Annotated in this window: 11 protein-coding genes; 4 read left to right on the top strand and 7 right to left on the bottom strand. The window is 66.9% G+C overall.

Annotation, left to right across the window (positions count from 1 at the left end; translation table 11 throughout):
• The first annotated feature begins 3 nt into the window (after positions 1-3).
• Together leuE and VG543_RS10620 are read left to right on the top strand one after the other, a co-directional pair.
• Entirely contained in the window at positions 4-633 is a 630-nt protein-coding gene (leuE, locus tag VG543_RS10625; RefSeq protein ID WP_005411716.1) for a leucine efflux protein LeuE, read from the top strand.
• 204 nt (positions 634-837) lie between these two features.
• The gene (locus VG543_RS10620) at positions 838-2265 is read left to right on the top strand and encodes an amino acid permease (RefSeq protein ID WP_019658787.1); all 1428 of its coding nucleotides are present in this window, start codon (positions 838-840) and stop codon (positions 2263-2265) included.
• A 49-nt stretch (positions 2266-2314) separates the two neighbouring features.
• Here VG543_RS10620 and VG543_RS10615 read toward each other — a convergent pair whose 3' ends face one another.
• Positions 2315-3556, bottom strand: a complete 1242-nt coding sequence (locus VG543_RS10615; protein WP_019658788.1) for a dipeptidase — start codon at positions 3554-3556, stop codon at positions 2315-2317.
• A gap of 135 nt (positions 3557-3691) precedes the next feature.
• A complete protein-coding gene (locus VG543_RS10610) occupies positions 3692-4861 on the bottom strand; it encodes a class I SAM-dependent rRNA methyltransferase (RefSeq protein WP_019658789.1) in 1170 nt (389 codons plus the stop codon).
• Between the two features lie 293 nt (positions 4862-5154).
• On the opposite strand from VG543_RS10610, the gene VG543_RS10605 reads away from it, so the two are divergent.
• Both VG543_RS10605 and VG543_RS10600 read left to right on the top strand, forming a co-directional pair.
• Entirely contained in the window at positions 5155-6117 is a 963-nt protein-coding gene (locus VG543_RS10605; RefSeq protein WP_019658790.1) for a TerC family protein, read from the top strand.
• A 93-nt stretch (positions 6118-6210) separates the two neighbouring features.
• Positions 6211-6981 (top strand): rhomboid family intramembrane serine protease, encoded by a 771-nt coding sequence (locus VG543_RS10600; RefSeq protein ID WP_021203280.1) that lies wholly within the window; start codon positions 6211-6213, stop codon positions 6979-6981.
• Positions 6982-7075: 94 nt separating this feature from the next.
• Here the strand turns inward: VG543_RS10600 and VG543_RS10595 are convergent, their stop codons facing one another.
• The 5 genes from VG543_RS10595 to rnpA form a co-directional block, all read right to left on the bottom strand.
• On the bottom strand, positions 7076-8182 hold the full coding sequence (locus VG543_RS10595) for a glycerophosphodiester phosphodiesterase (RefSeq protein ID WP_111099191.1): 1107 nt from the start codon (positions 8180-8182) through the stop codon (positions 7076-7078).
• A gap of 137 nt (positions 8183-8319) precedes the next feature.
• Complete coding sequence (gene mnmE, locus VG543_RS10590; RefSeq protein WP_423178946.1) at positions 8320-9669, bottom strand: tRNA uridine-5-carboxymethylaminomethyl(34) synthesis GTPase MnmE; 1350 nt, start codon at positions 9667-9669, stop codon at positions 8320-8322.
• A gap of 3 nt (positions 9670-9672) precedes the next feature.
• A complete protein-coding gene (locus tag VG543_RS10585) occupies positions 9673-12345 on the bottom strand; it encodes a polysaccharide deacetylase family protein (RefSeq protein WP_423178947.1) in 2673 nt (890 codons plus the stop codon).
• Between the two features lie 177 nt (positions 12346-12522).
• Positions 12523-14238: a membrane protein insertase YidC gene (gene yidC / locus VG543_RS10580; RefSeq protein WP_423178948.1), complete on the bottom strand. Its 1716-nt coding sequence runs from the start codon at positions 14236-14238 to the stop codon at positions 12523-12525.
• On the bottom strand, positions 14238-14732 hold the full coding sequence (gene rnpA, locus VG543_RS10575) for a ribonuclease P protein component (protein WP_021203275.1): 495 nt from the start codon (positions 14730-14732) through the stop codon (positions 14238-14240). The genes yidC and rnpA overlap by 1 nt, the downstream gene beginning before the upstream one ends.

Here is a 14732-nt window from a genome sequence, read left to right as displayed (position 1 = left end):
GCCATGCCGTGGATGGGCATCCAGGACCTGTGGACGTTTCTGGTCGCCGTGCTGGTGTTTCTCGCCCTGCCCGGCCCCGGCACCTTCACCCTGCTGACCGCCACCGGCCGTGGCGGCGTGCGTGGCGGCTACACCGCATTGGCCGGCCTGCTGGTCGGCGACCAGATCCTGATGTGGCTGGCGCTGGCCGGCGTGGCCGCACTGCTCAAGGCCAACCCGCTGGTGTTCCACGCCGTGCAGTACCTGGGTGCGGCCTACCTGGTGTGGGTGGGCATCAGCCTGCTGCGCACGCCCAAGCACGAGGGCGGTGATGCTGGTCCGATCCGCATGCAGCCGGGCCGCTACTTCCAGCAGGCGATCCTGGTCAGCCTGCTCAACCCGAAGGCGATCCTGTTCTACATGGCCTTCCTGCCGCTGTTCATCGATCCGAAGGCGCACCAGGGCATCGCGACCTTCGCGGCCCTGGCCGGCATCATCCTGGTGGTCAGCATCGCCTACTGCTCGATGCTGATCGGCGTGGGCAACCTGGCCCGCCGCCGGTTGATCCAGCACCCGCGGATCAGCGATGCGCTGCGCCGCGTGGCCGGCCTGTTCCTGGTGGGGTTCGGCATCCGGCTGGGGTTGAACGGATGAACGGGCGGCTGCCGCTGCTCGGCCTGGCCCTGCTGTTCGCCGGCACCGCCTCTGGCGCCCCGGCCTGCTTTATGCCGATTCCGGCAGTCTGGTCGCGGTGCAGCGCGCGCGCCGGCAATCATGACCCCCGTCAGTGGTAATGCTGCGCTGCGTTCGGTCACACTCGGGAACTTGTCGTTCTAAGTCACCCCTTCCGAGGCCTGCATGTCCCTGTTCCGGCGCAAGTCCCTAGATTCCGTCACCGTCCACGAAGCCGGCAGGCGCCTGATCCCGACGCTCAGCTGGCCGCACCTGATCGCGCTGGGCATCGGCGCCATCGTCGGTACCGGCATCTACACGCTGATCGGCGTCGGTGCCAACCTGGCTGGCCCGGCCGTGCTGATCTCCTTCGCCATCGCCGGTGCGGTCTGTGCCTGCGCGGCGCTGTCCTACGCCGAGCTGTCGACGATGATGCCCGCCGCCGGCAGTGCCTACACCTACAGCTACAGTGCGCTGGGCGAGGTGTTCGCCTGGGTGGTGGGCTGGAGCCTGATCCTGGAGTACTCGCTGGTGGTGAGTACGGTGGCGGTGGGCTGGTCCGGCTACTTCGTCGGCTTCCTCGAATGGGTCCACACCCAGTTCGGCTGGAACGTGCACCTGCCGGCCTGGCTGGCGGCCGGCCCGCACGTGGAAGGCGGCATGATCAACCTGCCGGCGATCATCATCACCTGGCTGGTGGCCGGCATGCTGATGGCCGGCACCAAGGAAAGCGCCACACTCAACGCCATCCTGGTGGTGTTCAAGCTGATCGCGCTGGCCATCTTCGTGGCCGTGGCCCTGCCCGCGTTCGACAGCGCCAACCTGCAGCCGTTCATGCCGTACGGCTTCGCCAAGTCGATGGGCCCCGACGGCGTCGAGCACGGCGTGATGGCGGCAGCGGCGATCATCTTCTTCGCCTTCTACGGCTTCGATGCGATCTCCACCGCCGCCGAGGAAACCAAGAACCCGGGCCGCGACCTGTCGATCGGCATCATCGGTTCGATGATCGGCTGCACCATCGTCTACGTGCTGGTGGCGCTGGCCGCCGTGGGTGCGATGAGCTACGCGGTGTTCGGCCACAGCGCCGAGCCGCTGGCGCTGATCATGCGCCAGCTGGGCCATCCGACCGCGGCGATGGTGATCGGCGTGATCGCGATCATCGCCCTGCCGACCGTGCTGCTGGCCTTCCTGTACGGCCAGAGCCGCATCTTCTTCGTGATGAGCCGCGACGGCCTGCTGCCGCGTCGCCTGTCCAAGGTGAACGCACGTACCGGCACGCCGGTGGCAACCACGCTGTTCACTGCGGTCGTGGTTTCCGCGCTGGCCGGCGTGGCGCGCCTGGACGAGATTGCCGCACTGGCCAACGCCGGTACCCTGGCCGCGTTCACTGCGGTAGGCATCTGCCTGGTGGTGCTGCGGCTGCGCGAGCCGGACCGCGCGCGCACGTTCCGCACGCCGCTGGCCTTCGTGGTTGGCCCGCTGGCCGCGCTGGGTTGCATCTACCTGTTCATCAGCCTGCCGCACACCACCCAGCTGTACTTCCTGTTGTGGAACGTGGCCGGCCTGGTGCTGTACCTGCTGTACAGCCGACGCCATGCGCTGATCGCGAAATAGACCGATCACCGGTAGTGCCGGCCGCTGGCCGGCACCACCGCAGGGCGTTTCAACCGCCCTGCTTTGCGGCGTAGTCCTGCGCCTGGCGCATCACCCGCAGCAGGTTGCCGCCCCAGATGCCGGCGATCTGCTTCTCGGTATAGCCCTTGCGCAGCAGCCACGCGGTGATCTTCGGCAGCTGGCTGACATCGGGCAGGTCACTCAGTCCGCCACCACCATCCCAGTCCAGGCCGATGCCCGCGTGCTCAGGGCCGACCACCGTGAGGATGTGGTCGAAGTGGGCGAAGAAGTCGTCCAGGCTGGCGTGCCGCACCGGGTGCTCGTGGTCCAGTGCCTGTTCGGCCTTCAGCAGGGCAACGCCTTGTTCGATGCCCATGCCTTCCCAGCCGCCCAGCTGCTTGCTCAGCGCTTCCTCGGCCTGTTTGCGCTCGGGCGTCTTCGCGGTGTCGATCAGGTAGCCGCCATAGGCGTTCACCTGGATCACGCCGCCGGCTTTGGCCAGCTTGCGCAGGCGCGCGTCGTCGAGATTGCGCGGGTGGTCGTAGACCGCCTTGGCCGAGCTGTGCGACAGCACGAATGGTACCGGCATCATTGCCAGCAGATCGTCGAACACCGCATCCGATGCATGTGACTGGTCGATCACGATGCCCAGCTTCACCGCCTGCCGCACCAGCTCCTTGCCGGCCGGGCTAAGTCCTTTCCATTCGGCACCCTTGGGATCGGTGGCCGAATCGGCGAACTCGTTGTTGGCAAAGTGCACGGTGCTGAGCAGGCGCAGGCCGGCGCGGTGGTAGAACGAGAGCAGGCTGGGATCGGCCACCAGCGGGCTGGCGTTTTCCATGCTGATGTAGACCACACGCTTGCCGGCCGCCTTGATCCGCGCCGCGTCATCGGCGGTCAGTGCCAGCGCGAACCGCTCGGGGTTGGCGGCCAGCATCTCGCGTATTTCCAGCAACCGCTGCAACCCGTGGTCACGTTCGGCCAGGTGAGCGGCGGGGCTGCGGTCGCCCTGGTCGGTGTAGATCGCCCAGAACCCGCCGTCCAGCGCGCCTTCGACCATGCGCGGGTAGTCCACCTGCGAGAGTGCGTTGCGGTCGTGGCGCTGTTCGATGTCGAAGCCGGTGCGGCCGAAATTGGCCGGCGTATCCAGATGGCTGTCGAGCGTGACCAGGCGCTGCTGCAGGGCCTTGGCGCGGGCCAGCTCCTGCGTGCTGAACTCGATGGCGTGGGCGGACAGTGGCGCGCACAGCGCCACGGCAAGCACGAAGGACAGGTGGCGCAACGATGGCATGGGCTCTCACCGGTGTTGGGAAGAGCCCGACCATAGCGCTGTGGCCCGCCGTTTTGTAGCGCCGGGCATGGGCTCGGCTGCCAGACAGATCAGCCGAGCGTGGGCTCGGCTCTACAGAGATCGGCAGTCACGCGGTCAATCCACCACGCGGCAGAACACGGCCTTGAGGTAACGCGATTCCTGCACGTGGGCCATGAACGGATGGTCCGGGCCGGCGCCGGCGACCTTCAGGATCTGGATCGTGCGGCCGGAGAAATAGGCCGCGCGGCGCAGCATGTCGAGGAACTGGTCCTCGGCCACCAGGCCGGTGCAGGAAAACGTGGCGAACAGGCCGCCCGGCTTCACCACGCCAAGCGCCAGCTTGTTCATGTCCAGGTACTTCTTCAGTGCGGTGATGACCTGGTCGCGGTCGCGGGTCATCTTCGCCGGGTCCAGGATCACCACGTCGTACTGCTCACCGCGGTTGGCGGCGTCGCGCAGCCACGGGAAGATATCGGACTGGATGAACTTCGGGCGCACGTTGTTCAGGCGCGAATTGCCCTTGGCGATCTGGATGACGTCCTCATCGATGTCGATGCCGACCACTTCCGAGGCACCACGCGCTGCTGCGTACACGGCGAAGCCACCGGTGTTGCAGCACAGGTCCAGAACGCTCTTGCCTTCCACCTGCTGGCTCAGCCACTCGCGGTTCTCGCGCTGGTCGGCGAAGAAGCCGGTCTTGTGTGCACCGGCCGGGTCGGCGCGGAACTTGATGCCGTACTCGGTGATCACCGCCGCTTCGGTGGTGGTGTTGCCGTGGAAGTCGAAGCTCTCCTGCTTCTGCACGTGTTCGTCGGCGAAGCTGTGGAAGCGGCAGCCGGGGAACTGCTCGCGCAGGGCGTCGTAGATCCATTCGCGGTGGCGGAACATGCCGGCGGCGAAGAACTCGACCACCACCAGGTCGCCGTAGCGATCCACCACCAGGCCGGACAGGCCGTCGCCTTCGCTGTGCACCACGCGCCAGGCGTCGGAGACCGCGTCGAGCTTCAGCACCTCACGGCGCAGCGACACCGCCTGGGCGATCTTGCGCGAGAACCAGCCGGCATCGACCGGCACGTTCTGGTCGGTCTCAAGGATGCGCACGGCAATGCGCGAGTGCCCGTTGTAGAACCCGCGGCCAATGAACTCGCCATCGATGCCGACCACGTCGACGATGGAACCGGGCTTGGGCCGGACGGTCGGCTTCTCGACCAGTTTCTGGAAGATCCACGGGTGGCTGGAACGCCACGCATTCTTGAGGCGGACAATCGGAAGGGGGGTATTCATCCGGTCATTGTAGCCGGGGGGCACCGGGGGCCGGAAATCCAGGGCCCGGCGCGGCATTTGACGGCGGCCCGGCCAGGCCGCAGAATCGGCAGCAGAAGGGGAGTAGCTCCCAGACGTTGTCGCCGTCATTTCGAGCCCGCAGGCTCCGGTGCAACGGCAGTTCCAGCCGACTGGAACTGCGAGCGAGACCTTCGCCGTACTGGCGAAGCTCTGTCCCTGGATCCCCCTCCCGATCCTCCGTTGCAGATCCTCGCCGTCCGGCCTGGCATTCATCTTTCCAACGGACATTCCCAATGCAGACGATCGGTAACGTGTGGTTGTGGGGCGGCTTCGCAGCGGTGGTGGTCATCGCCCTGCTGGTCGACCTCGTGTTGATGCGCCATGGTGGACCGCACAAGGTCACCTTCAAGGAGGCCCTGTGGTGGTCCATCGGCTGGGTCGCGCTGGCCCTGCTGTTCAATGCCGGCCTCTGGTACTACCTGAATGAGACCGCCGGCCAGGTGGTAGCGAACAAGGTCGGCCTCGAATTCCTGACCGGCTACCTGGTCGAGAAGGCGCTGGCGGTCGACAACATCTTCGTGTTCCTGATGATCATGAGCTACTTCGCGGTGCCGGATGAGCAGCGCCAGAAGGTGCTGATCATCGGCATCCTGGGTGCGATCGTGCTGCGTACGATCATGATCTTCGCCGGCAGCGTGCTGATCAGCCAGTTCCATTGGCTGCTCTACGTATTCGGTGCTTTCCTGCTCTTCACCGGTTGGAAAATGTGGTTTGCCGCCGGCCAGGAGCCGGACCTGGAGACCAACCCGGCCCTGCGCTGGATGCGCAAGCACCTGCGCCTGCTGCCCGACTACGCCGGCAACGCGCTGAGCGTGAAGCGCGACGGCGTGCGCTGGTTCACCCCGCTGTTCGCGGTGCTGATCCTGATCGCGGTCACCGACGTGATCTTCGCGGTGGACAGCATCCCGGCGATCTTCGCGATCACCACCGACCCGTTCATCGTGCTCACCTCCAACGTGTTCGCGGTGCTGGGCCTGCGCGCGATGTTCTTCCTGCTGGCCGGCATGGCCGACCGCTTCCACCTGCTGCCGTATGGCCTGGCGCTGGTGCTGGGCTTCATCGGCATCAAGATGATGATCATCGACCTGTTCAAGATCCCGACCCCGGTGTCGCTGGGCGTGGTCGCGGTCATCATCGCCGCCACCGTGGTACTGAGCCTGAAGTACCCGCCGAAGGAAGGCTCCGGCCACGCCTGATCATGGCCGGCCGGCGGGATTGTCCCGCCGGCCGCACCCACTCTCCCGCAGCGGTGGCCTTGGTTTCGCGCCAGTCACCGCCATTGCTGAGGTATGGACAACAACGCGCCCCTGCCCGCCGGCGACGTGCCGGCCCCTCGCGATGACCGCTCGCGCATCCTGCGGGCGTTCAATCTCAGCCTTGCCGCTGTGCTGGTGCTGGTGGCCGTGTTCGCCCTGCAGGGCACCTTCGACTGGCGGCCCTGGGCGGTCGCACCGCTGGAAGCCAAGGGCCTGCTTGGCCTGATCGGTGGGCCGATGCTGCATGCCTCGGTCGAGCACATCGCCGCCAACAGCATCGCGATCCTGATCCTGGGCACGCTGGCTGGCAGTGTCTACCCGAAAGCCACCGTACGCGCCCTGCCCCTGCTGTGGCTGGGCTCGGGCATCGGCGCGTGGATGCTGGGCAATCCGGGCAGCGTGCACCTGGGCGCCAGCGGCGTCACCCATGGCCTGATGTTCCTGCTGGCCAGCCTGGGCCTGCTGCGCCGCGACCGCACCGCCATCGCCACCGGCCTGATCGGCATGCTGTTCTACGGCGGCATGCTGATGACCATCCTGCCACACGCCGATGGCGTGTCCTGGCAGTCGCACATGGGCGGCGCCTTCGCCGGCATCATCGCCGCGCTGCTGTTCCGCAACGCCGACCCGCTGCCGCCGCGCCCGCGCTACAGCTGGGAAGACGAAGAAGACGAGGCAGAACCGCTGGCCGACGACGAGCTGGAGCCGCCGTCGCCACAGCGCGTGCCGGTGCTGTGGCAGCCGCGCGAGGGCCAGGACTACGTGGTGATTCCGTTCCGCCGGCCGGACGAACCGCGCGGTTGAGAGGTGGGGTAGTGCCGGCCGCTGGCCGGCAACCCGGGAATTCCCACCGAAGGTTCATGAGGTTGCCGGCCAGCGGCCGGCACTACCGGGAGAATCAGTTCCCCGCCGCGCCCATGCCATCCACCGCCTGCCGGCCCAGCGCCGGATCATCGGTGAAGAACGCATCGATGCCGGTCGCCAGATAGGCGTGCATCTCGGCAATCGAACCTTCGGGATTGCGCGCGGTGTCGGCGCCCTTGCGCAGGTTGCTGGCCTGGAAGTGGTTCTCCGGACGGAAGGTGTACGGAATCACCATCAGCCCCACTGCATGTGCGTCCTGTACCAGCGTGGTCGGCGTGCTCAGCGCGCCCTTGGCATCCAGCGGAATGATCGAGCGCAGTTCCGGGCCGATGCCGTCGGCGTAGCTGGCGATGTCCTTCAGTCCGGCCGGGGTCATCATCTGCGCGTAGGTCAGCGTGCCACCGGCCTTGGCGATGTCGGCCGGCTGGGTGCCGCCCTTCCACAGCAGTTGCAGCAGGCGGATGTTGCTGCCGCGCGGGATCTTGCCGCGCAGGTAGCGCAGGTTGGCGGTCTCGAACGACTGGATGGTGACCGGGCCGACGTTGGTATAGGCATTGCCACGCAGCGCGGTCAGGAGCTTGTCTTCCATCGGCAAGCCGATCGACTGGAAGTAGGTCGGGTGCTTGATCTCCGGCACCAGGCCGATGCCACGGTTGGCACGCCCGGCCTGCTGCACCAGGAAGGCCAGGATCTCGTCCAGGCTGGCGATGCGGAACTGACCGTCGTAGGCGGTGCTGCGCAGCTCCGGCAAGCGCTCGCGCGCATACAGGGTCTTCAGCTCGGCCAGGGTGAAGTCTTCGGTGAACCAGCCATCGACCTTCTGGCCGTCGATGACCTTGCTGGTGCGGCGGCTGGCGAACTCCGGATGCGAGGCCACATCAGTGGTGCCGCTGATCTCGTTCTCGTGGCGGGCCACCATCATTCCGTCCCTGGTCATCACCAGGTCCGGCTCGATGTAGTCGGCGCCATCGGCGATCGCCTGCGCATAGGCGGCCAGGGTGTGCTCGGGCAGCAACGCGCTCGCCCCGCGATGGCCATAGACCGACACCTTGTGCGCGGCCGGGGTGGAGGATTCAGCACTCATGGCCACCGATGGTGCCACGGCCAGCGACAACAGCAACGCACAACCCCACGACTTCACTGCGACTTCCCCAAGCGGTATGTGATGGGCGTCAGTATGCGGCGGCAATGTGACAGGTGGGGGAAGCCCGCACCTGTAGAGCCGAGCCCATGCTCGGCTGACGGGTAGAGCAGCCGAGCATGGGCTCGGCTCTACAGTTACTTGCCGATGCAGAAACTGGAGAAGATCCTTCCCAGCAGATCATCCGCACTCATCTGCCCGGTGATCTCGCCCAGCGCGTCATGCGCCAGCCGCAGCTCTTCGGCGGCCAGTTCCAGGTGCTCCTGCGCCAGCTCGCCATCGGCGCGCTGCGCGTGCTCCTGCGCACGCTCGATTGCATCCACATGCCGCGTGCGCGCGGAGAACTCGCCATCCGCCTGCTCCCCTGCCCCGGCCGAAGCGATCAAACGCAGGCGCGCGTGCAGATCCTCCAGGCCGGCACCGGTCGCAGCCGAGACGAACACACGGTCCGGGTCGTCCAGCATCGGCAGCGCATCCAGCAGGTCCGACTTGTTGTGGATGTAGACCTTGTGCGGCACCGCTGCCACGGCCTCGCCCAGCGCCGCTTCGCCGGTCGCCGGATCGCGCGCATCCAGCACGATCAGCGCCAGGTCGGTGCGCTCGATTTCCACATGTGCGCGGCGCATGCCTTCGCGTTCGATGGCGTCGCCGCCGTCGCGCAGGCCAGCGGTATCGACCAGGGTCAGTTCCAGCCCGTCCAGGCGGATGGTCTCGCGAAGCGTGTCGCGGGTGGTGCCGGCGATGTCGGTGACGATGGCGCGTTCACTGCCGGCCAGCGCATTGAGCAATGAGCTCTTTCCGGCATTGGGCGGACCGATCAGCACCGCGTGCAGGCCATCGCGCAGGCGGCGACCGCGTTCGGCATCGCGGCGCAGCAGGGCCAGGTCGCTGCGCGCCTGTTCCAGCCCGCGCCGCACCTGTGCGCCACCGAGCGTATCCAGCGGTTCGTCGGCGAAGTCGATGGCCGCTTCCACGTGGATGCGCAGCATGACCAGCTGCTCGACCACGGCCTCGATGCGGCGCGAGAACACGCCATCCAGCGAGCGTCGTGCAGCGCGTGCGGCACGGTTGTCGCCGGCGGCGATCAGGTCAGCGATGGCCTCAGCCTGGGCCAGATCGAGCTTGCCGTTGAGGAACGCGCGTTCGCTGAACTCACCCGGCCGCGCCTGGCGCGCACCGAGCGCGATGCAGCGCGCGACCAGCTGCTGCAGCAGCACCGGGCTGCCATGGCCCTGCAGTTCCACCACCTCTTCGCCGGTGAAGCTGTTCGGTGCCGGGAACCACAGCACGATGCCATCGTCGATGACCTCGCCGTCGGCATCACGCAGGCGCGCATAGTGCGCATGGCGCGGGCGCAGTGCAGGCGCACCCAACGCGTTGGCGATGGCCGCTGCGCGCGGACCGGACAGGCGCACCAGGCCGACACCGCCCGCGCCGGGGGCACTGGCGATGGCCACAATGGTGTCGGTGCGGATCGCGTCGTTCATGGCTCAGAGCTTCTCCAGCTGCGTGCGTGCCTGCGCGGCACCGCTGCCCTGCGGTTGCAGCGCCAGGTAGGTGGTGTAGGCCTGCTTCGCCTTGGCCTTGTCGCCGGCGTTGAAGTAGGCATCACCCAGGTTGAGATAGGCCACGGCACGCGATGGATCGATCTTCAGCGTGTTCTCCAGCCAGCGCGCCGCTTCGGCATAGCGCTGCTGGCGGTAGTAGACGAAGCCGAGGTTGTTGGCGGCCTGGGCGAAGTCCGGACGCAGCTTCAGTGCTTCGGTGAACTGCGCGACTGCCTCGTCGTACTGCTTCTCGCGGTACAGCTGCAGGCCACGGTCGTTGGCCTGCTGCGCGCGCTGGCGGTCGGACGCCGGGCCGGCGGAGGGCACTACCAGCTTGGCCTTGCCGCCCTGCAGGTCAGCCACCGTCACCGGCGCCTGGCTGCCCTTGGCCTCGCTGGCGGCATCCACCTTGTTGTTCAGTGCGATTGCATCGGCGGTCAGCTGGCGAGTATCGGCGTTGAGGAATTCCTGGCTGTCCGGCACCTGGAACACGAACTCGCCGCCCTGCGAACCGGGCAGGCTGCCGAAGGCCGGCGTCTGGTGCGAAACGGCCGAGACGGCCGGCGCCACGTAGGCGGCCAGTTCAGTACCGGTGATCAGGCCGTCGCCGTTGAGGTCACCCTTGCCGGCCAGCGCCTGCAGCAGCACCCAGGTAAACACCGAGTGACCGTTCGGGCCGGCGTCGGCCACCTGCTGGTCGGCGCCGCCGGCGGTCAGCATCTGCCGCGCGCTGCGGCGGGCATTCTCGCGCAGGAACGACGACGACGACGGGCCACCACGGGTCAGGCCCAGGCCGCTGTAGCAGGCATCCATCACGAACATCACGTGCTTGGCCTGCATGCTCTCGGCGATGTTCTGGATATCGGTCATCGCGATGGCATCGGTAGCGAATTCCTTCGGGTCCGAATCAACCGGGATGATGTAGCCGAGGTCGCGCCCTGAGGCGAGCTGGCGGGTCGCGCCGTGGCCGGCGAAGAACACGAACACGCGGTCGTTCCTGCCAGTGCGGTCATCGGCCAGGCGGTCGTGGAAGGCGGCCAGGATGTTGTTTCGGGTGGCCTGCTCGTTCTTCAGCACGATCACCTGCGAGGACGGGAAGCCGAACTGCCCGGTCAGGGTATCGGCCACCGCCTGCGCGTCGTGGCTGGCGTATTCCAGCTTCGGCCACTTGCCGTAGTTGTCGATGCCGACCACGATCGCCCACGACTTCTCGTAGCCGGTGGTGACGGTGGCGGCGCTGGCGTCACCCTTGCGCGCACGGGCGACCGTGAAGTCGCGGCCATTCCAGCCGGCGAACTGGTAGCCATCGGCGATCAGCCGGTCGAGGATCTGCGGCAGTGCCTTCACTGCACGATCGTGGATGTCGTGGAACAGGATGATGCCGCGCTGTTCCTTGTTCACCTGGTCCAGCACGCGCTGCACGATCGATTCCGGCACCGGGTCGGCCCAGTCCATCGAATCGATGTTCCACATGATCGACTTCAGTCCGGCCTCGTTGAGCAGCTGCAGGCCTTCGGCGTTGCGCGCGCCATAGGGGAAGCGGAACAGCGGCGCGCGCTTGCTGTCGACATCCTTCAGCAGCGTGTCGGTGTCGAGCACCTGCTGGCGCAGCGCGTCACCGGTGGTGCGCGACAGTTGGGCGTGGGTCAGGCTGTGGTTGCCGACCGCATAGCCTTCTTCCATCAGGTTGCGGCTGATCTTCGCCATCGGGCCGAGGCTGACCTTGCCGTCGGCCTCGACCTTGCCCAGGTTGCGGCCCACTTCGAAGAAGACACCCGGCACGTCATAGCGCTTGAGGATGGCCACCACTTCATCGGTATAGGCCTTGTGCGGACCGTCGTCGAAAGTCAGCACCACGGTCTTGGCCGGCAGGTCGCGGCCGAAGATCTCGCGGTCGCTGTCCTTCATCGACATCGGGTACGGCTCGATCACGCCGTAGTCGCGCAGGATCGCTTCGCGGCTGTAGTCCTTGTGCAGGTGGGCGATGTAGTCCTCCCACTTCTCGCGCTTCAGCGCGATGGCGCGGGTGCGCTCGAAGCGGCTGAAGATGCGGGTCAGTTCCTGGTTGTAGTTGCGCTCGATCTCATCGAGCGCCTCCAGGTCCTCGCCGATGCGCTGGTGCAGCTTCACCGCCGGCAGCGAGGAATCGGTGCTGACCCGCTCATGCAGATCACGCAGTACTTCGCGAAAGGCCAGGCGGTCGGCGTCGAACAGTTCCGGCGCCGACTCGATGTAGTCCAGCACGGTGCCGAGGGTGGCGAAGCGCTGCGGGCTGGAGCCGCGCAGCAGGGTGTCGAACTGCGCGGCGATCGCCGTGCGCTGTTCCAGGCCATCGTGGAACAGCTGCTGGCCCACACGCGTGGAGGTGCCGCGGTCGGCGGCCGACTGCTGTTCCTCGTCTGCCAGCAGCACGATGATCCGGCGGTAACCGTCGAGCTGTTTCTGCAGGGCCACCAGCATCGGTGCGGCCGCGGGATCGGCGGCGGCCGCGGCCTGCGCGCTCGCCTGGGTGACGGTGGTCGCCGGCGCCTTCGCATCCTTGTCGCCACAACCGGCAACGACCAGGGTCAACAACAGCGAGGGCAGGAACAGGCGGAACGACGACGCACGCGGCATGGCGGACTCGAGGGCGGGAGGGACGATGTGCCGGCGATTCTACCGCCGCATGCGAAAAGCCCGCCTTGCGGCGGGCTTCTCGCGTCGATCGGGGCGGTAGAGTCGACTGTGGGTCGACTGCTCATCCGCCAGTCGACTAACAGTCGACTCTACAAAGCAGGTGACCTGCGGTCGGGATTACTTCCTTTTGACCGGGGCCGGAGCGGTGGTGGCCGGGACCGGCTCGCCGCCATGGCGCTTGGTCATCCACCACTGCTGCAGCAGGCCCAGGCCGCCGTTGACCACCCAGTACAGGACCAGGCCGGACGGCATGAAGGCCATCATGACGCCGAACACCAGCGGCATGAACTGCATCATCTTCTGCTGCATCGGGTCCATGCCCGGTGCCGGGGTCAGCTTCTGGGTGAACCACATCACTGCCACGTTGATGACCGGCAGGATGAAGTACGGGTCGCGTGCGGTCAGGTCCTGGATCCAGCCGAACCAGGGCGCCTGGCGCAGTTCGACCGATTCCACCAGCACCCAGTACAGGGCGAAGAAGATCGGCATCTGGATGAGGATCGGCAGGCAGCCGCCCATCGGATTGATCTTTTCCTTCTTGTACAGCTCCATCATTGCGGTCTGGAACTTCTGGCGGTCATCGCCATAGCGTTCCTTCAGCTGCGCGATGCGCGGCTGGAAACGACGCATCTTGGCGCCGCTCTTGTACTGGGTTGCCGACAGCGGGTACAGCACCAGCTTCAGCAGCACCACCAGCCCGACGATCGCCCAGCCCCAGTTGCCGACCAGCTTGTGCACCTGGTTGAGCACCCAGAACAGGCCCTGGCCGATCACCGCCATCATCGAGAAGCGGCTGTAGTCGACCACGCGGTCCAGGCCCGGCACATCTTCCTTGGCGATCAGGTTGACCAGCTTCGGGCCGACCCACAGGCGGGCTTCGGTGCTGGTCGACTGGCCCGGCGCCACGGTGAAGGCCGGGCCACGCGCTTCGATCAGGTCACGACCGGCCACCTGCGAGAGCACGTAGTGTGCGGTCTGGTCCTTCTGCGGGATCCAGGCGGTGAAGAAGTGGTGCTGCAGCATCGCCAGCCAGCCGCCGGTGATGTTCTGGTTCAGCGTGCCGTCTTCCAGGTAGTCCTTGAACGCACGACGCTGGTACTTCTTGTCATTGTCGTACCAGGTGGCACCGTTGAAGCTGAAGGAATCCGGGTTGGTCATGCTCCGCGACAGGATGGTCGGGGTGCGGTCCAGGGTGCGGTAGACGTAGCCGTTCCACGGCGCGGTGCCGGCGTTGCTGACTTCGTCCTTGAAGCGCACGGCGTACTCGTTGCGCGAGACGGTCAGGGTGCGCTTGATGGTCACGCCGTTGTCGGCGGTCCACACGAACGGGATCTGCAGTTCGTTCTGGCCCTTGGCCAGCACGAAGTCGGTGGTGTCACCCACCAGCTTGAAGCCGTCGGCGCCGGGAACCGGGGTGTTCTTGTCTTCGCTGGCCCAGCCACTGATCGCGCTGTACGGGTGGGCGGGGTCTTCGGTCAGCAGGCGGACCGGCGGACTGCCTTCGTCCTTGGTCTGCGGGAACTGCAGCAGCTCGGCGTCGAGCACGCGGCCGCCGTCGAGCACCAGGCGCAGCACGTCGGTGGTGACCGTCACGCGCTGGCTGGCCGGGGTAGCGCTGGCCTGGGCCTGTGCGGCGGCCTGGCCGGGGGCGCCCGGCACCTGGGCGCTGGGGATGGCGCCGGGGTTCGCGCCTGGAACACTCTGTGCGGCGGCCGGGGCCGACGTGGTGGTTGGTGCCGGGGTCGGAGCAGCCTTTTCACGGCTCCACTCCATCCACAGCAGCACGGCCACCATCAGCCAGGCAAAAATGAGGAATACGCGGGTCTGGTTCATCAGCGGACAGGCTCGGCGGGGCCGGGACGCGATGCCGGCTCGGTCAAAGAAGGAGTTGCGATGCCATCAGGCGGCGGCATTGTGCCGTCCACGCCCGGCGTGGGCAATGCACGCAGGCGACGCAGCAGGCGCAGGAAGGCCTGGCGGATCTCGTCGTTGCTGGCGGAACGCGCAGCACTACGAGCCACGACGACAAAGTCGCCTGGCTGGATGTCGGTACGTGTCTGACGCAGGATGTCGCGCAGGACGCGCTTGATCCGGTTACGCCCGACGGCGTTCGGATCGACCTTGCGGGAAACCGCCAGACCCAGCCTGGCCGGCCGGTCAGCCGGCAGCCAGTGCAGGGTCATCAGCGGATCGGACACACGGCGGGCGCCGTTGAAGACCGTTGAGTATTCGGCACGCGTGCGAACCCGCGCAGAGCGAGGGAATCGCTTGCGCGGGTCTGCAGTATTCACTGTCGAAGGGATTGCGTCTGCCGCGATGTGCGGCAT

The organism is Stenotrophomonas sp. CASM101 (genome assembly GCF_049384845.1).
GTDB classification, from domain to species: domain Bacteria; phylum Pseudomonadota; class Gammaproteobacteria; order Xanthomonadales; family Xanthomonadaceae; genus Stenotrophomonas; species Stenotrophomonas hibiscicola.
Note: the sequence above shows the minus strand (reverse complement) of the source record. Positions and strands in the feature narration are given on the sequence as shown.